Origin of the sequence: Shewanella atlantica, from assembly GCF_003966265.1 — a bacterium.
GTDB lineage: Bacteria > Pseudomonadota > Gammaproteobacteria > Enterobacterales > Shewanellaceae > Shewanella > Shewanella atlantica.
Genome location: NZ_RXNV01000020.1, coordinates 17,895 through 36,788, shown reverse-complemented (window position 1 = coordinate 36,788; position 18,894 = coordinate 17,895). Strand labels below are relative to the sequence as shown.

Here is an 18,894-nt window from a genome sequence, read left to right as displayed (position 1 = left end):
GCCAAGATGGGATTGCAGGGTTTTATTTATTATTTTTGACCATGTACCTCTTTGAGGTTGTTCAGGTTATGACATACGGCACAGGACTCTTCTCCATTGTACTCATCCAGTGTCACTCCAAACTGAGCCCCATTTTGCTTCATATGTGAAACAACTTCCGCGCGCACCTGACGGCGATCTTCGCCCTCTTGGGCGGCTCTCTTACCATGACAGCTCAGGCATACTGCGGCCGTTGGTGATACATAAGCATCGGCAACACCATCGACGGCATAGCGGCCATTCACCGGATCTGTTGGATCTGTATAGGTGTCCATGTAATCCAGATCAAGGGCCAGAGGCTTACGTCCCACAAGGAACTTAGCATCATAGCTATCTTTCACGTGACACTTACCGCAGTTAGCCAGGTCGGCAGAGTATTCAACATTTCGTCTCCAGCCTTCGCCGCTCTGGTTAGCACGGTTGTTTGCATGCATAGCATGGATCCAGACCTTCTGATCCGGGTGGCTCATGGTGAGCTGTTCTACATAGTCCTTATCACCCTGTTTAGTATGTGCGTCACGAATGACCTGAGTCGGTACTACGTTGGCATTATGGCAAGCCATACACTCTTCTGCCGCGTTTGATGCAGTAGTCCAATCTCGCTCACCACGTGGCATCAGATTCTTAAGTAAGATCTGTTCCTCACTATCAACATTGCCCGATACACAAGTCGTACCGTGGAATTCGCCATCCCCGGCTTTAGAGTGACAGTTACGGCAGTTCAATGTCATCTGAACAAAACCATCTTCTGAAGTGGTAGTACCGTGACAGTCACCACATAACTCGTTAGTTACTATCTGTCTGCGTGGACGCTCCTCCATTAACCCTTGGGTATTGAAGAACTCTAACCAGTTATATCCGGCGGCACCATTGCTCCAATCCGTTTGACCGTCACAATCCATGATATTCTCACCACTGGCATCCATACAGAACCAGATACGTGGAGAGACGGTACCATACAGGTCAGTCAAGTCGCCTTTAAACTTATCATCCATATCAAATGGACCAATTTCATAAGTCGTCTTACCGTTTTCATAGTTGAGGACAATTGGTTTTTCTGAATAGCCGGGATAGGGCCCCTTGTTGGTGTGCACACGCAGCACTTTACCGCGACCATCAGCAACGCTTTCACCGAAGCCTAACCCCTGATCTTGGTCTCCCCAGTTGATGTAGAACTCGGCATAATAGAGATAATTAACCTTATCTAACTGTTCGTTACGGCTCTTGCCATCTTTATCTAAAATATCGATAGTAAGCTGTACAAATGATCCAGCCTTGCCCTTATTCTCCTCGGCTTGTGGTGCCGGTACCATCTTGGCGTCGGTCACAGTCAGGTGCAGGTTACTGCGTCGCTCATTTTGTCCCTGATAAGTTGAGAGGTGAACACTTTCGATAACTTCCGGAGTGTGGCAGCTCGCGCATTGCGCGTTATCATCGTAAGGCCAGTGATTTACGCCCTCTTTGAAATCAACGTCTGTATGACAGGTGATACAGGTTTCCTGAGTAGGAACCATCTTCCAGTTGGCAAAGTCTGTTGCCTGTTCGTTCTCAGAGTGACAGTTATCGCAACCACCGACAGGCGCAGAAATCACACCTATGTGAGCATCATGTGCCAACATCGGGAATATTTTGCTCGCATCACTGACCTTATTCTCGGTGTGGCAAGAGACACAGGTTTCAACCTCTGTGTACTTTCCGCCATGAATGGCAAAATCATCATGACAACCGGCACAGTTTTGATTGTTGACGACATTTTTAGAGTACAAGGCCGCTTCGCCCTCTCCTCTGAAGTCATAGCTGGTGTTAGCGTAAGCTACTTCAGCCTGGCCAACGGCCTCGCCGCCGGTTCGAAGGACCAGTCTTAATGTCTTGTCATCGGTAATGGTGAATCCGGTTTCAGATGTCAGATCTTTCTCGAAACGATAGCTGTAAGTACCGTCCTTATTATCCGTTAAGGAACCACACTTAGAGTACTTGCTTGCCGGACAGGCTTCTGAGCTCAGTAGACTCCAATCGTTAGCATCACCATTCGTGCCTTGCTCTAAACCTGAAAGAATGAAGCCAAATTTCTCAAGACCTACAACGGGCAACTCTTTTTCATTGGTCACTTTAAAGGTAATATCAGATTGATCACCTATCACTACTTTATCTATTGCAACCGTTAATGCCTTAGCATCGGTTGCAACCGGGATCCCGGGGTTACCATCTTTACCCGGCTCACCATCGGTACCATTTTGTCCATCATCACCGGAACAACCCGTTAAGGCCAAACCGATTATTGCCGCCAAGGTAGCAACTTTAATATCGACTCGTTTCATCATTTACTCCACCGCTTTTATTGATGCCCTCTAATGTGGGGCAAAAGAAATGTACCTAAGTGACTGGAAATAAAGTGTGACTGGCTCGGTTGCAATTAAGTCGAAAGTAATCGACGAGAAACAGAGCACGTAATCAAGGTGAAATTAGAACAACTTGATAAGTAAAATAGAGGGAAACGATAGTAAAATGTTAACGCAAAGTTTCGCCGGCCTTTTAAAGCGTGATTGTTAGCACATCACACACTCACAAAAGCTAACAAAACCCTGATTTGTTGCCAAAGCCTAGGAATTATCCCTGTTTTGCAGTTTATGCCCGGGCCTATAACTTCCAATATATTGGGCTGATTCAACTCATCTGGATGATAGTTCAGCCCGCTTAGCTGAATTAACTATATTGTAGCCTGGCCATTATATGGGAAACACTTAGTGCTATTTGAGAAACGGCATAGTCAATTCATCCCAGCCTGCTTAGCTTCAGACGCCCAGGGCCCAGCCATTAGCTTAGATTGCAGAGTTTAGTGTTCTAGATGACCTTAACCATGAGCAATCTGATAGCGTCTAACAGATAGCGGAGAAGTAGATAGAATTATGAGGCTTATTCGGCTGACTACACATTCCCACCATGTAGAACCAGTATATCGAGCTAACTAGCTATTACAGGGAGTATTTGGCCATATAGCATAATAAGAATGCGGTATCTTCAGAGTCTGCTGAATATAGGTTAACAACAACGTCTCGGAGTTACTCGTGAAAGATAAGGGGCTAGCGTTAATTATTGGACGCTGAACTTTATTACAGACACAAAAAAGCCCGTCATAAGACGGGCTTTTTCTGTATGGCTGGGATACCAGGATTCGAACCTGGGAATGCCGAGATCAAAACCCGGTGCCTTACCGCTTGGCGATATCCCAATCTAACTTTTAATATAGATATAAATCTACACTTTGAACAATGGTACGGGAAGAGAGACTTGAACTCTCACACCTTACGGCACCAGAACCTAAATCTGGCGTGTCTACCAATTCCACCACTCCCGCATCTAACTCTTACCTTAAATTACTCTTTTCAGATTAATCTAAGTCATCTCTAAATTTATAAGCAATCAAACTTAAAGACTAGGTCATATATACTGACCTTATATATGGCTGGGATACCAGGATTTGAACCTGGGAATGCCGAGATCAAAACCCGGTGCCTTACCGCTTGGCGATATCCCAATCTAACTTTTACTGTAACCCGCCTAAGCCGATTACTTCACAATAAATGGTACGGGAAGAGAGACTTGAACTCTCACACCTTACGGCACCAGAACCTAAATCTGGCGTGTCTACCAATTCCACCACTCCCGCACTGCATCTGATTTTACATCCTGATAAAAGATGGTAGCCATGTTGCCGGGACTAAGTTCCGACTGCTACATATCATTTTACATCTGAAAAGATGGTAGCAATGGCGGGACTTGAACCTGCGACCCCAGCATTATGAGTGCTGTGCTCTAACCAGCTGAGCTACATTGCCAACGTATTCCAAATTAATGGCTGGGATACCAGGATTCGAACCTGGGAATGCCGAGATCAAAACCCGGTGCCTTACCGCTTGGCGATATCCCAATCTAACTTTTACTGCAACCCGCCTAAGCCAGTCACCTTACAATAAATGGTACGGGAAGAGAGACTTGAACTCTCACACCTTACGGCACCAGAACCTAAATCTGGCGTGTCTACCAATTCCACCACTCCCGCACTAACTCAAGTTTACATCTTGAAAGATGTTTACAGTTTTACATCCTGTAAAAGATGGTAGCCATATTGACGGGACTAAGTTCCGACTGCTACATCTCATGTTTTACATCTTGAGAAGATGGTAACCATATTGTCGGGACTAGGTTCCGACTGCTACGTATCATGTTTTACATCCTGAAGAGATGGTAGCAATGGCGGGACTTGAACCTGCGACCCCAGCATTATGAGTGCTGTGCTCTAACCAGCTGAGCTACATTGCCGTCGTTTCTGTGTTCCTCTTGGTGAGGAACGGGGCGTATTATGCTTATTCGGAGTATTTAGGTCAACCGCTTTTTTTCTCTATTTTAAACTTATTCTCCTGTTCGGCTATAACTTCACCAAAGTGAGCGCCAGATGCACAAATATAGCCTATTCTTCTCGATGCATGCAGCAAAATACCGGCTTCAGGTGCAATATCCTCTCAGATAAAAGGCAAAACAGCTAGAAATAAGCCCCATGTTAGGCTTCAAGATACGGCTAAATAACCACCTTTTGGTTAATAGCTTAGTCATTTCCTCCTTCTGCTGCTGCCTTAGTAGCCAATCAGTGATTCCCTTTCCTAATCGGAAAGCGAGAATTTGAGAAAATAGTGATTCTGCTACTAGATTAAAGGTATCTGAAAGGCAGGTGAAAAGATAAAGCATAGAGTGAGATCGATTCTGGACGAAAGAAATATCTACCAGCGTTCATTTGTTTAACAGTGGCTGGACGCGTGAATCTAATAAGAAGAGATAATGCTAAGAGATAAGGAGCGAACTATTGTGGAAACGATTCCGGTAAGTCTCTCTCCTGGCGACTCCTTCTTTATATAGCTAATTAGCGTCACTGTAACGATAAGTTCCAGCGACAAGCGTTGAGAGGGTTACCCATAGCTTGAAAACAAAAATGGCCCAATTTTACAATTGGGCCATTCGATTAACTCACGCCATGAGCTTGCTGTATATTGCTAGCAAACTTATAGAGATAACTTATACGTTAAACAGGAAATGCATTACATCGCCATCTTTAACTATATATGTCTTGCCTTCTACGCGTAACTTACCAGCTTCTTTAGCACCTGACTCACCTTTATAGGTAATGAAGTCGTCATAGGCCATAACTTGAGCACGAATAAATCCACGCTCGAAGTCGGTATGAATAACGCCAGCGGCTTGAGGAGCCGATGCTCCAATAGGCACTGTCCATGCACGCACCTCTTTCACACCAGCGGTAAAGTAGGTTTGTAGAGTCAACAGATCGTAGCCCGCTCTGATCACACGATCTAAGCCCGGCTCTTCAAGACCAAGATCAGCCATAAACTCTTCACGATCTTCGGCGTCCATCTCTGCAAGTTCAGATTCAATAGCTGCACAAACCGCAACAACAACGGCATTCTCTTGTGATGCAATTTCACGAACGGCATCGAGATGTGGGTTGTCTTCGAAGCCATCTTCAGAGACGTTAGCAATGTACATCGTTGGCTTAAGTGTCAGGAAGTTCAAATAAGCTACCGCTAACAGCTCCTCTTTTGAGAGATCCATTGAGCGCAACATATGGCCTTCATCCAGTACCGGACGCATTTTCTCTAAAACAGACACTTCAAATTTAGCATCTTGATCGCCACCTTTGGCACGCTTAGCCTGGCGCGTAATGGCACGTTCACAAGAATCAAGATCCGCTAAAGCAAGTTCAGTGTTAATGACTTCAATATCGGCAACCGGCGAAACCTTGTTAGCCACGTGAACAATGTTGTCATCTTCGAAACAACGTACAACATGACCGATAGCATCGGTTTCACGGATGTTAGCCAGGAACTTGTTTCCTAAACCTTCACCTTTTGACGCGCCGGCAACTAAGCCCGCAATATCCACAAATTCCATTGTGGTAGGCAAAATACGTTCAGGGTTTACTATCTCAGCCAGAGCTTCTAAACGCGCATCGGGTACAGGAACCACACCAGTGTTAGGTTCAATAGTACAGAACGGGAAGTTTGACGCTTCGATGCCAGCCTTAGTTAATGCATTAAATAACGTTGATTTACCTACGTTTGGCAGGCCCACGATGCCACATTTAAAACCCATATTTTTACCTTTAATATCAATAGTAAACCAGCAGTGTCACTGCCGGTTAAGTTCTTATCAGAGCCGCGTTAAGCCGCTCCATCAATTTTTTAAACTTTTTAGCTTAGTTTTCATTAGTTTTGCAGATGAAAAACTAATGTCTGAGCTAGCTACAGCGGAGACAACGGATGCCCGGTGCTAGCCTTTGAAAGAGTGCAATCTATGCATTGCTTTCGCCATATCTTCATTAAACAGCAACTCAGTCGACCTCACGGCCTCATCAATCACAGTTTCAATCAAGGTTTGTTCCGATGCAGGCGCTTTGCCTAATACATAATTGCTTACCTGATTCTTATCACCGGGGTGACCGATGCCGATCCTGAGTCGATAGAAACCTTTGTTATTGGCAAGCTTGGCAATAATATCTTTGAGGCCATTATGCCCACCATGGCCCCCACCTAGTTTAAACTTAGCAATGCCGGGTTGCATATCCAGCTCATCATGAGCAACCAGGATCTCTTCAGGTTCGATGCGAAAAAAGTTGGCTAAAGCACCGACCGATTTCCCGCTAAGATTCATAAACGTTGTCGGGATGAGTAAACGAACATCTTTCCCGTGCAATGTCACTCTTGCCGTTAACCCATAATACTTGCTATCTGCGACGAGCGTGGCACCGCACACACTCGCTAATTCTTGTACGTACCAAGCGCCCGCATTATGCCTGGTCTGAGCGTATTTATCGCCAGGGTTTGCGAGCCCAACTATCAGTTTAATGTTACTCATTTAGCCTATTCTTTCATTCTGCGAGTGACGTTGTCACAAAGAAAAACGCGGCATTTTAACACTCAATGCCCAACTCAACAAATAATGAGCAAAAATCTTCTATCGGGTAGGTTAAATGTAGGGAGTTACGAAGCGGAGAAGCAGTTCTTATCGGCTATTTTTCGGCTACGGTTTTATGGCCAAGGATAAAAACGAAGAGCGGCCACTGATAGCTTGTTCACTATCAGTCAGCCAAAGCTCTATTAAGTTTTAATACCAATCGGTATAAGACCTATAGCTAAATTTTCATTTGTGCTTAAGTTTCATCTATAACTGGCAGCCGAAATCAAGACATCGTTTTACAAGCCCAGAGCATACTTAAGCACATATTTTTTGATCGGCGAGTCAATATTAGCCACTTTTAATGCCGTATTACGCAGTATCTTTAATGGCAAAAGCTCATTACTAAATCCTGCATAGAAGAGATCCATTGCCGACATCATCAACTGATTATCTTTATAACGACTCTCTTGGTATGAACGTAACGCCGGCTCTTCCCACCAAGATTCACCTTGGCTTATTTTTTCTGAAATAGTAGAGATCAATGCTTCGACATCTTTAAAGCCAATATTAACCCCTTGACCAGCTAGTGGGTTAATGGTGTGCGCCGCGTCGCCCAGGATAACCAAATTGTCGCTGAAATAAGATTGTGCATGACGCCTCGTCAGCTTGAAGCTGCCTTTTTGCAACACTTCAAACTGCCTGTCCAGACGTGCAGGAAAGTGCGCCTTAATCTGTTCAGCAAGCGCCTTATTACTGAGTTGCGTAAGCTGTGCGATGCGACTTGCATCGTCATACCACACCAAAGATGCATTATTTCCCGGCAGGGGCAGAAGAGAGCGAGGCCCTTGAGGAGTAAATTGCTGCCAGGTCACATCCTGTTGAGGGCTATCGGTCTTGATATTAATTAACATGGCAGATTGTGCATAATCCCAGCCCGTCAACCCAATTCCAGCCCAGGTTCTTACTTGCGAGTTTGCCCCGTCGGCACCAACAAGTAATTTAGTCTCGAGTGAAATACCATTATCTAAGGTAACCGTCACCCCTTGGTCTTGACGACTAAAACTCTCTACCTTTACAGGACAAAAGAGTTCAATATTTTCAAATGAGTCAAACTGTTTCCACAGCGCAAGTTGTATCAGACGGTTTTCAACAATATGTCCCAGCTGGGGCACGCCGACTTGATCTGCATGGAATCGTGTGATGCAACCATCTAACTCCCAAGTCTCTAGACCAAGGTATGCGGCACGACGCATCAAGCTAAGACTCTTAAGCGCTCCGAGGCGTTCGAGTAACTGCTCTGATGCCAGGCTCACTGCTGACACCCTGATATCTATAGCTTGTTCACTGCTATATGGTTTAGGGGCATAAGCTTCAACCACAGCAACATTAAGTCCCAATTGTGCCAGACCTATAGCCGCGGCGGCACCAACCATCCCTCCGCCAACGATGACAACATCTTTTTTTACAGCTTTCATTTGAGACTGATTCACCAGGGTTTCATCCATACTATTTTATGTCTTTGTTTATAATTATCTGATTCAAATGATCCAGAAATCCACATTTATTACTAAATTCTCAGAGCGCTTACTTAGCCACAGAGGTTGAATCGGTGAAATCAAGCTAAGTTTTATCCGCTAAACTCCCTACTGCGAGCAACAAGCGTGTCGATATTATTTAAATAAGTATGCAAATGTTGCTATATCCACTTTGACTCACACCTGCTTACAAACAGTAGGATTTAAATACAGCTTCTTACTTTACACTCAGTTTTCAAGCCAAAGCCAATGGAATGAGTGAGAATATTATGAAACTTACAGCACCTCTAGCTTTACTAGCAATCAGCCTTTTACCGTTATCGATTCATGCCGAACAAGCTGAAAAAATAGCCGAAAGCGAACCGATGGAAGTTATAACTGTAATCTATAGGGCACCTTTTGATTATGCCCTACATCAATATACCACGGAATTATTGAGCCAATTCAGAATTCAAATCCAAGAGGATATTTATACTCAAGCACGTTCCAGCTCCCTGGAAATGGCTAAATCTCAACAAGCTATGACGGCTTGGAACACTCCCTATGAGACAAAAGAGGTCGCTGAAAAGTGGGTGAGCTCAGAATGATTTCCAATAAAAAAGTGCAAAAGCTAGCCACTGGGGTGCTCAAGAGGTAAAATGTCGCGCTATTTTTCCCGTGGTTCCAAGAGTGACGCAAACAGATGAGTAAAAAACTCCATATTAAAACCTGGGGCTGTCAGATGAATGAGTATGACTCATCTAAGATGGCTGACCTGATGGACGAGTACGAAGGCTATACCCTGACAGAAGAGGCAAGTGAAGCAGATGTACTGCTGCTGAATACTTGTTCGATTCGAGAAAAAGCCCAAGAAAAGGTGTTCCATCAACTTGGACGCTGGAAAAAACTGAAAGAAAAAAATCCCGATCTAATCATCGGGGTTGGTGGATGTGTTGCATCCCAAGAGGGCAAAATTATCAAGGAGCGTGCTCAGTGCGTCGATCTGATATTTGGCCCACAGACATTACACCGTCTTCCTGAGATGATCGACCAGATCAAGGACGGTGGAAAGGCTGTTATCGATATCAGTTTCCCTGAAATTGAAAAATTCGATCGACTGCCAGAGCCTCGCGCCGATGGTCCTAGTGCTTTTGTCTCGATTATGGAAGGTTGCAGTAAATATTGTTCTTTCTGTGTCGTGCCTTATACGCGTGGCGAAGAGGTCAGTCGCCCTCTCGATGATATTATCCTGGAGATTGCTCAACTCGCTGACCAAGGCGTGCGTGAAGTTAACCTGTTAGGGCAAAACGTTAACGCTTATCGTGGCGCGACTCATGATGATGAGATCTGCACCTTTGCAGAGCTACTACGTTACGTTGCTGCCATTGATGGAATCGATAGACTAAGATTTACCACGAGCCACCCTATTGAGTTCACTCAGGATATTATCGACGTTTACGAGGATACACCTGAACTCGTCAGCTTCCTTCACCTGCCGGTACAATCTGGCTCAGATCGTATTCTGACTCAGATGAAACGTGGTCATATGGCTATCGAATATAAATCAATTATTCGACGCCTCAGAAAAGCACGTCCGGATATCCAGATCAGCTCTGACTTTATCATAGGTTTCCCGGGGGAGACTAAACAGGACTTCGCCGATACCATGAAACTCATTGAAGATGTGCAGTTTGATCACAGCTTCAGCTTCATCTACAGTGCCCGCCCCGGCACTCCCGCAGCCGATCTTCCGGATGATGTGAGCTTAGATGAAAAGAAAGAACGTTTGGCTATCTTGCAAGACAGAATTACTCAGCAAGCCATGCGTTATAGCCGTCATATGCTCGGAACAGTGCAACGAATTTTAGTCGAAGGGCCATCGGTAAAGAACCCGATGGAGCTCAGAGGCCGTACAGAAACCAGCCGAGTGGTGAATTTCGAAGCCGATCCTAAACATATTGGTAGTTTCGTCGATGTCGAAATTGTTGATGTTTACACTAACTCACTACGTGGCATCTTTGTCCGCGGGGAAGATGAGATGGATCTTCGTCGTTCACTCACACCATCTGACATTCTTGCTAAGCATAAGAAAGACGATGATTTAGGTGTCACTCAATACATCCCCTAAATCCTGAGAGATAGTTCTAAAGGCGGCACGATAATGCCGCCTTTTTTAGCTTTAATCTAAGCCACATTAAGTTTACTCACCTTTAAGAAAAATTCAGTTAGCATTTCTCAGAGTTGACTCGTAAACTGTGAATATAGAAAGCAGATGACAATTGCTAATTGGAGTTATTTTGTCTAACAAGTTAACGACGCTGAACCTCTATTTAGAGCCAGCAGATACACGTCGATTAATCTCCCTTTGTGGACCATTCGATGACAATATCAAGCAACTTGAGCGCCGTATCGGCGTCGAGATCAGCTACCGTGATAATCACTTTCAGATCGTCGGACAAGCCAGAAACTGCCTCATAGTCAATAATCTATTGAAAACACTTTATATAGAGACTCAGGCAATCAAGGGCAGTACTCCTGATCTTGAGCCAGATGCAGTTCATTTGGCAATCCAGGAAGCCGTGGCATTAGAAGCCGAAGCGCCAAGAGATGAAAAAGAGCTTTATATTAAGACTAAGCGCGGAGTCATTAAGCCTCGTACCCCAAATCAAAGTGATTACGTCGCTAACATAGTTCGTCACGATATTACCTTTGGGGTTGGACCTGCCGGTACAGGAAAAACTTACCTTGCCGTAGCCGCAGCTGTCGATGCCTTAGAGCATCAAGAGGTCCGTCGTATATTGCTGACAAGACCCGCGGTTGAAGCCGGCGAAAAATTGGGGTTTCTTCCGGGCGATCTAAGCCAGAAGGTCGATCCTTATCTTCGTCCACTTTATGATGCCCTGTTCGAAATGTTAGGTTTTGAAAAAGTAGAGCGCTTAATTGAGCGTAATATCATTGAAGTAGCCCCTCTTGCCTATATGCGTGGTCGCACACTCAATGACGCATTTATCATCTTAGATGAAAGCCAAAATACGACCGTTGAACAGATGAAAATGTTCCTTACTCGTATTGGTTTTAACTCTCGAGCCGTGATCACCGGCGATATCACTCAAATCGATCTGCCTAAGAGCCAAAAGTCTGGTCTGCGCCACGCTATTGAAGTATTAAGGGAAGTTGATGAGGTGAGTTTCAACTTTTTCCAGGCTAAAGATGTCGTTCGTCACCCAGTAGTTGCCAGAATCGTTGAAGCCTATGAGGAACACGATCAACGAACTCAAATGGCCAAAGCTAAGAAAGATAGTCAATATAAGCTTCAGGGAACCCCGGAAAATGAACACTAGCCAAACTGAAGTTGAGTTAGATCTCGATCTACAACTCGCTACAGACAATAGTCAGCTACCGAGCAAAGAAAATTTTGAACTTTGGGTACGTACAGCACTCCCAAAGACTATGGCTGAAGCCGAATTAACGATAAGAATCGTCGATGAAGCCGAAAGCCAGGAGTTAAACTCGACATACAGAGGAAAAGATAAGCCGACAAATGTGCTGTCTTTTCCCTTCGAAGCGCCGCCAGAAGTTGAAATCCCCCTATTAGGCGATTTAATCATCTGTGCCCCCGTTGTCGAACTCGAAGCAGTGCAGCAAAATAAGCCCCTACAAGCCCACTGGGCTCACATGGTTGTACATGGTTGTCTGCATCTGCTAGGGTATGATCATATTAACGATGCCGAAGCCGAGGAAATGGAGTCTTTAGAGACTCAACTCATTGAAAGCTTAGGTTTTAACAATCCTTATAAGGAGCAATAATTGACCATAACTGGTCAGGAAAAACTATGAGTGACGATATCCCCCCCAGTACCGGCGCCCCCAAAAAAGGCTGGTTAGAAAAAGTAAGCCAGTTGTTTCAGGGCGAACCTCAAAGCCGTGATGATCTTGTTGATGTAATACACGATGCGGAGCAGCGTGAAGTTATCTCTGAAGATACTCGCGAAATGATCAAGGGTGTATTAGAAGTTTCTGATCTACGCGTCAGAGACATCATGATCCCGAGAGCGCAGATTGTTGCACTTCAAATTGATAACACGGTAGCAGAGCTTCTCTCTACAGTGATTAGTTCGGCACACTCCCGCTTTCCCGTCGTCAATGAAGATAAAGATCATATCGAAGGCATTTTACTGGCCAAAGATCTGCTTCAATATGGGTTTAAAAACAACGAAGAACCATTCTCATTAGGACAAGTGATCCGTCCGGCAGTTGTTGTCCCGGAAAGTAAACGAGTCGATGTTTTGCTTAAAGAATTCCGCTCTCAGCGATATCATATGGCCATCGTGGTCGATGAATATGGTGGAGTATCTGGCCTGGTTACCATCGAAGATATTCTCGAAGAAATTGTCGGTGAAATCGAAGATGAATTTGTCCACGACTCTGCAGAAGAGACCGAGATCCGTAAGGTAAGTAAGCAGGTCTATATGATCAAAGCGCTAACGCCTATCGAAGATTTCAATGAAGAGTTTCAGACTCAATTCAGCGATGAAGAATTTGATACTGTCGGTGGTTTGGTCTCCCATGCCTTTGGCCATCTTCCTGAGCGAAATGAGAAGGTGAGCATTGATGGAATTGAGTTTACCGTGATTAGCGCCGATACACGCCGATTGCTGCAACTCAGAGTTAAACTCCCCGATCAAAATACCGAAGAGAAGACGGCATAACGCACTCTCTTACACGGTAAATATTTTCTATGATGAGGCTGGAATGCTGAATAAACTTCGGGCATTCGCCCATCATTCAAAAATGCGTTTGGTGCTGGCATACTTTGCCGGTGCCAGTACCGCTCTCGCTTTTGCCCCCTACTCCATATGGCCTATATACCTGTTAGCCATGGTCTTTGCCTTGCATCAAAGTCGCGGCCTGTCAGCAAAATCCGGCCTTCTGTATTGGTTAAGCTTTGGTTTCGGGTGTTTCTCGGTTGGTATAAGTTGGGTCCATGTGAGTATGGACAAATTTGGCGGTTTACCCCTCGTAGCCTCAATAGGCTTAATGGCTCTATTAGCACTCTACCTGGCCATATACCCTGCCATTACAGGTTATCTCATGCAAAAGCTTGCGCCTAACGCAGCTTTGATGAGGAACATTGTGGTTTTTCCTGCCTTATGGACCCTGACTGAATGGGTTAGAGGCTGGATGTTAACCGGTTTCCCCTGGCTATGGGCCGGCTATTCACAAACAGAGGGACCAATAAAGGAACTTGCCAGCGTCATAGGCGGGTTAGGCTTAAGCTTTCTTATCGCTATGCTGGCCGGAGCACTAGCACTATGCTTGCAGAAACATTTCAGAAGCGCTGCCATCCTTATCCCATTGTTAGCCATTGCAACTTACCTCGCTCCAAAGCTCTCAACAATCGAGCCAAAGGGTGAATCAGTAAGGGTCGTACTGGTACAGGGAAACATCCCCCAGAGTATGAAGTGGGAACCCGATGCGCTCTGGCCGACTATGAGTAAATACATGGATCTGACCAGGCCTGAACTCGATGCAGATATTATCATCTGGCCCGAAGCCGCTATCCCGGCCCCTGAGTATATGGTCTCCGAGTTTCTCGATAATGCAAATAAGGTCGCTAACCTTAATCACAGTGCAATTATCACAGGCATCATCAGCCACCAGCAGGATAGTTTCTATAACTCTTTAATTGTACTCGGGAACCACAATGAAAAAGTACAAACCCAGGCAAATTACCAGGGCGATGGTGCTAATGAGTTTAAAAAGCACCACCTGCTTCCTATCGGGGAGTTTGTGCCATTCGAGACACTGCTCAGACCTCTGGCGCCCTTTTTCAATTTACCTATGTCCTCTTTCGCCCGCGGAGCGTATCAGCAACCCAATCTCGATGCTCTGGGCCACCAAATAGCACCCGCTATCTGTTACGAAATCGCGTTTCCCGAACAGTTAAGGGCCAATGTAGATGAAGGCACAGAACTCTTACTGACCGTATCAAACGATGCCTGGTTTGGCAGCTCTAACGGCCCCTTGCAGCATATGGAGATAGCACAGATGCGCTCAATAGAGCTGGGCAGACCCTTAGTTCGTGCAACCAACAACGGGTTAACTGCAGTCGTCGACGAGATGGGAAACATTACCCACCAGCTCCCTCAGTTCGAATCGGGGGTACTCGTGGCCGATATACCTCTGGTCAAAGGCCAAACCCTGTTTGCACTTTGGGGTCAGTGGCCGGTGCTGATATTGTCGGGCTTATTACTTCTGCTTGGTATTGGCCGAAGCAGGTTGAAATAATTCAGCTCACACCGCAACGAATACCTGAATAAGCTACCTAATTACAAACAACATTCACTCATAATTGTGGCTGGTTATCATAACCAGTCACATTTGTGAGTAAAATGATCAAGATTTGAGTCCCATCACTTTTCTGTTTAACCCATCTGATACTCTACTAATGTGTCCCGGATATTTTCTGTGGTTCCAAGGACGATATTCACAACAATATTGGAAACATCCCAAGATATAAGCATGTTTCAGATTGAAGTGACACCTGAATGAGGACTCGATTTGTACGATATTTTACCAGTCTTAGGAAGTGGTCTAGTTATCTCCGGTGCCCTGTTGCTGGCAACTGCAATCGCACCGGTATGGAAGATATTTCGCCAGTTACCAGCAGGCGGATTACGATACAGCTGGGGATTTCTCATTCTGCTTATCCTGATTTTTATCGCTGGTTATGTCGTATACGCAAAATTCAGTTCGGTTCAATTTTCTCAACCACTCGATCTGGTCGTGCCAGTCATCTTCTTCGGCGGTGCAATTTTTGTTTTTGTTGTCTGTAGCCTCTCCCTCAGAACCACCAGGGATATCATGCAGAACTACGCACTCAAACAGGAGAATATCACCGATTCACTGATGGAAATCTTTAACCGTCGTTACCTGGATCGTCGACTTAAAGATGAGACAGAAAGAGCAATCAATTACTCTCATCCCCTCTCTATCTTTCTTATCGATATCGATCACTTTAAACGAATAAATGATACTTATGGACATCAGGTTGGTGATCAGGTACTAAAAAACATCGCCCAACTGCTCAAACGGTCAATCAGAGAGTCGGATGTACTCGCCCGATATGGTGGTGAAGAGTTTGTCGTTATCCTTCCCCGAACTCAAGTTTCAACATCCTATCAACTTGCTGAACGCCTCAGGCATATCGTGGCGGACTTTGAGTTAACGCTGCCCGAAGATGTTTCCAGAGATCCAGTGACGATAAATGTCGCTGTAAGTGTAGGTGTCGCCGGGCTAACTCCTGACTGCAAAGACAGCCAATGCCTAATCGAAAATGCAGACCAAGCGCTCTATCGGGCAAAACGAAATGGCCGAAATCAGGTGGTCATAAGTAAGAGTAACAATATAGACACCGAGAAGAGTGGCAATCAGATTGGAGCCGCTGAGCTACAATAGCTACAGTAGCCTCACTCTAGCCCATATACACGCTATCCGTTGCGTGGAATTTCCTCTTCCCAGCCCTAATCACAGATACAAACAATGAAAAAAATGCCGACACAGTTTTGAAAATGTGCCGGCATTTACTCTATTAAAATCTACAGCTAGACAATAAACTGATTCAAGAGCTCCTCTTGTTTCTTAACATGATCCAGCTGCTCACTCATCGCCTGATTTGTCTGCTCGGCATTGTCTGAAACCTGCATCGACAGGTCCCTGATATTAGAGGTATTTTTATTCATTTCCTCAGCCACCTGGCTCTGTTCCTCTGCTGCACTGGCAATCTGCAAGTTCATATCCGTTATCTCTTCGATACTCTTACGGATCTCATTGAGGGTTTCATTGGCAGTTTTGGCTTTTTCAACGGTTGTGACCGTTGTAGTACGGCTTTCGTCCATGACATTCACAACTGCGGCCACACCTGACTGCAACTTCTCGATTTTCTCTTTGATTTCAGAAGTAGACTCTTGTGTACGTGCAGCTAGACTTCGAACCTCATCAGCAACCACAGCAAAGCCCCTTCCCGACTCACCGGCTCTGGCGGCTTCGATTGCGGCATTGAGCGCCAGCAAGTTAGTCTGCCCCGCGATCTCGTTAATCACGCCGAGGATCGACTCGATACTCACAGTATCAGTTTCCAGCTCTTTAACGACCACCACAGCCTCCTCTATCTGCTGTGACAGATGTTCGATAGACTCGGTTGTCTGCAACACGGCCGATGCACCGTCACTCACGGCATTATCGGCCTGTTGAACTGCATAGGCCGCACCTTGAGCATTGTTGGCTACGTCTGAAGCCGTTGTGGCCATCTCATGCATCGCAGTGGCTAACTGTTCTACCTCCTGAGTCTGCGCACTCATCGACTCTGTCGCTTCACTCGCCCCTCGCGCCGTAGTTTCGGTTCCTAAGCTAACTTCCCCTCCAATCAATTTAACCTGCTGGATCAGATCCTGAAGCTTGATAGCAAAGTTATTAAAATTACCGGCCAAAGTAGCAAATTCGACGTCTGAATCTGTACTTAAGCGACGGGTAAGATCCCCCTCACCTGTTGCCACATCAGCCATAGCCTCATTCAATACCTCCAGAGGCCTCATTAAGCGGCTTATAATTCCGCTCATGACTAATATTGCTATGATAAGAGACAACACTGAATATAGAATCGCAGCATTTCGCAGTTCATCTGCTGCGGCATAGATGATGCTTTCATCTAAAACAATACCCAGCGTCCAACCCAGCTCCGATAGAGGACTGAAGATCACAGCATGCATTTGCCCATCAATATCTAACTCGCCGAATTCTTTGCTCGTATCCAAGCTCTCACCAAAAAACTGATCCATTTGGCGGCCATTTTGGCTGGTATCCGGATGGGCGATGAACTCCCCATCGTTACCCACTATAAACGCATAACCGGCACCAAATAGGTGAGCCTCATTACTAATCTCGGCCAGGCTCTTAAGACTGACATCGGTAAACAGAGCGCCCTTGAATTGACCATTTTCGTATAAAGGAGCTGCGGTGGAGATCATAATCTCACCACTGGAGGCATCGGCATAAGGAGCTGTAAAAAGCTGTTTATTCTGCCTTTTAGCCTCTTTGTACCACATGCGTTGACGAGGGTCATAGCTGGAGCCTGGATTCCAGTTAGGATCGTTTCCCACAAAGTGTCCGCTCTCCAGCCCCATACCGGCAAGGAGGAAGTGCTTCTTGATAACCTCTTGCCCTAATGTCTCAATAAAATGCTCGTCCGATAGCTCAGTCTGCAACAGCGAAACCGCGTAGGCAGTTAGATCAGCCTTTTGAGCCATAACAGCTTGAATGTTGCTGTTCATTGAACTGGCAAGCTCTGAAACACTACTATTCACCTGATCATTAATCTGCTGCTTAATTTGAATATATTGGTATCCAGACAGACAACCTAAGGACAGCATCAAGATTAAACTCACAGCAATCACAATCTTATGTACAAACTTCATTCTAACTCCCCCAAGAGATACGAATGGCTTTGCAAATGACAACGCGCCGCCTTTAACCAAAAAGTAACAGACTCACACAAAATAACTACAGCAAAGTTCACAAACTACAGTACAAATATAGTAAAGATTAATCACATCATGGTTATTCATATCAAATGAATTCAATTAAATAGAGAAAATTGAGGAAAAAGAGCAAGATTGGGGCTAACAGCAGGTTCAAGTGACTTAAAATTTATGCATCAGACACAGAAATTTAGCAGACAAGTAATTAACTTTAGTAGTATTAATTGATATTCAAAGATGTGGTATTCATGCGACGTGGCGCCTTTGTAAGCATGCGTGAAATCACACATGCTTACTTAGTTCAGAAAAGTAACCGAGCAAACACCTCTATGGCGCTAATGCTTCACGGGTAAACTCACCCTTATCGCATTGAGGGCAATCAGGAATCACTCCTGGAAACTCGATTCTCATCTCATGACCACAGTTAGTACATATCATGGTGCCCTGTCCCACAATCTCGCCACTCATGTAATGACCCTGATGCTTAAAGTCTTGAATCACTTCATGCCATTCAATCTGACTTCTATCGGTAATTCCACTCAACCAATGCCAAAGAGTGTTTTCTACTGTGATCATGGTCGGACTATGACTGAGGTCGGTATCATTTTTTTCTTGAAGGTAAGCAGCGATATCACGTTTTAAAAATTGTTCGACTAAAGCTAACTCATTCTCTTTTGCGCGATCTTTTAAAGAAAGATACTCCTTACTACTAGTGACGATTTTGAATAACTTCTTTACAGTCATAGTATTATCGTCAGAATAATCAGATTTAACTTGTGTAATTAAGGCTTCATAAAGCGCTAGTAACTCAGTACTTTTTTTACTCATACTCAATACTCCTT

General features: G+C 45.0%; 13 protein-coding genes and 8 tRNA genes. 7 read left to right on the top strand and 14 right to left on the bottom strand.

All coding sequences use genetic code 11. The annotated features are described in order from the left end of the window. Positions 1-29 precede the first annotated feature (29 nt). From EKG39_RS21735 to EKG39_RS21680, 12 genes are all read right to left on the bottom strand, one after another. On the bottom strand, positions 30-2,357 hold the full coding sequence (locus tag EKG39_RS21735; RefSeq protein WP_185817682.1) for an OmcA/MtrC family decaheme c-type cytochrome: 2,328 nt from the start codon (positions 2,355-2,357) through the stop codon (positions 30-32). Positions 2,358-3,193: 836 nt separating this feature from the next. Further along, positions 3,194-3,268 (bottom strand) — tRNA-Gln (locus EKG39_RS21730). Positions 3,269-3,309: 41 nt separating this feature from the next. Further along, a tRNA-Leu gene (locus EKG39_RS21725) sits at positions 3,310-3,394 on the bottom strand. Positions 3,395-3,499: 105 nt separating this feature from the next. Further along, positions 3,500-3,574 (bottom strand) — tRNA-Gln (locus EKG39_RS21720). A gap of 47 nt (positions 3,575-3,621) precedes the next feature. Then, positions 3,622-3,706: transfer RNA gene (locus EKG39_RS21715), tRNA-Leu, on the bottom strand. Positions 3,707-3,798: 92 nt separating this feature from the next. Then, positions 3,799-3,875, bottom strand: a tRNA-Met gene (locus tag EKG39_RS21710). Between the two features lie 17 nt (positions 3,876-3,892). Further along, positions 3,893-3,967: transfer RNA gene (locus EKG39_RS21705), tRNA-Gln, on the bottom strand. Positions 3,968-4,014: 47 nt separating this feature from the next. Further along, a tRNA-Leu gene (locus EKG39_RS21700) sits at positions 4,015-4,099 on the bottom strand. Between the two features lie 183 nt (positions 4,100-4,282). Beyond that, positions 4,283-4,359: transfer RNA gene (locus EKG39_RS21695), tRNA-Met, on the bottom strand. Between the two features lie 747 nt (positions 4,360-5,106). Beyond that, positions 5,107-6,198, bottom strand: a complete 1,092-nt coding sequence (gene ychF / locus EKG39_RS21690; RefSeq protein WP_126508079.1) for a redox-regulated ATPase YchF — start codon at positions 6,196-6,198, stop codon at positions 5,107-5,109. A gap of 177 nt (positions 6,199-6,375) precedes the next feature. After that, positions 6,376-6,960: an aminoacyl-tRNA hydrolase gene (pth, locus tag EKG39_RS21685; protein ID WP_126508078.1), complete on the bottom strand. Its 585-nt coding sequence runs from the start codon at positions 6,958-6,960 to the stop codon at positions 6,376-6,378. Positions 6,961-7,298: 338 nt separating this feature from the next. Continuing rightward, positions 7,299-8,507 carry an FAD-dependent monooxygenase gene (locus EKG39_RS21680; RefSeq protein ID WP_246028587.1) on the bottom strand — a complete coding sequence of 403 codons (1,209 nt, stop codon included), beginning with the start codon at positions 8,505-8,507 and terminating at the stop codon, positions 7,299-7,301. A gap of 299 nt (positions 8,508-8,806) precedes the next feature. Between EKG39_RS21680 and EKG39_RS21675 the strand changes: the two genes are divergently transcribed. The 7 genes from EKG39_RS21675 (at position 8,807) to EKG39_RS21645 (ending at position 15,974) form a co-directional block, all read left to right on the top strand. Further along, positions 8,807-9,124, top strand: a complete 318-nt coding sequence (locus EKG39_RS21675; RefSeq protein WP_126508076.1) for a hypothetical protein — start codon at positions 8,807-8,809, stop codon at positions 9,122-9,124. A 95-nt stretch (positions 9,125-9,219) separates the two neighbouring features. After that, positions 9,220-10,644 (top strand): tRNA (N6-isopentenyl adenosine(37)-C2)-methylthiotransferase MiaB, encoded by a 1,425-nt coding sequence (gene miaB / locus EKG39_RS21670; protein WP_126508075.1) that lies wholly within the window; start codon positions 9,220-9,222, stop codon positions 10,642-10,644. Between the two features lie 169 nt (positions 10,645-10,813). Beyond that, a complete protein-coding gene (locus EKG39_RS21665) occupies positions 10,814-11,857 on the top strand; it encodes a PhoH family protein (RefSeq protein ID WP_126508074.1) in 1,044 nt (347 codons plus the stop codon). Beyond that, positions 11,847-12,323: an rRNA maturation RNase YbeY gene (ybeY, locus tag EKG39_RS21660; protein ID WP_126508073.1), complete on the top strand. Its 477-nt coding sequence runs from the start codon at positions 11,847-11,849 to the stop codon at positions 12,321-12,323. The genes EKG39_RS21665 and ybeY overlap by 11 nt, the downstream gene beginning before the upstream one ends. 26 nt (positions 12,324-12,349) lie before the next feature. After that, on the top strand, positions 12,350-13,225 hold the full coding sequence (corC, locus tag EKG39_RS21655) for a CNNM family magnesium/cobalt transport protein CorC (protein ID WP_126508072.1): 876 nt from the start codon (positions 12,350-12,352) through the stop codon (positions 13,223-13,225). A 43-nt stretch (positions 13,226-13,268) separates the two neighbouring features. Then, positions 13,269-14,804, top strand: coding sequence for an apolipoprotein N-acyltransferase (gene lnt, locus EKG39_RS21650; protein ID WP_126508071.1), 1,536 nt, complete (start codon positions 13,269-13,271; stop codon positions 14,802-14,804). A gap of 273 nt (positions 14,805-15,077) precedes the next feature. Beyond that, the gene (locus EKG39_RS21645) at positions 15,078-15,974 is read left to right on the top strand and encodes a GGDEF domain-containing protein (protein WP_126508070.1); all 897 of its coding nucleotides are present in this window, start codon (positions 15,078-15,080) and stop codon (positions 15,972-15,974) included. 146 nt (positions 15,975-16,120) lie between these two features. Here EKG39_RS21645 and EKG39_RS21640 read toward each other — a convergent pair whose 3' ends face one another. Together EKG39_RS21640 and EKG39_RS21635 are read right to left on the bottom strand one after the other, a co-directional pair. Then, positions 16,121-17,989: a methyl-accepting chemotaxis protein gene (locus EKG39_RS21640; RefSeq protein WP_126508069.1), complete on the bottom strand. Its 1,869-nt coding sequence runs from the start codon at positions 17,987-17,989 to the stop codon at positions 16,121-16,123. Positions 17,990-18,379: 390 nt separating this feature from the next. Continuing rightward, a complete protein-coding gene (locus EKG39_RS21635; protein ID WP_126508068.1) occupies positions 18,380-18,880 on the bottom strand; it encodes a zinc ribbon-containing protein in 501 nt (166 codons plus the stop codon). Between the last annotated feature and the right edge of the window lie 14 nt (positions 18,881-18,894).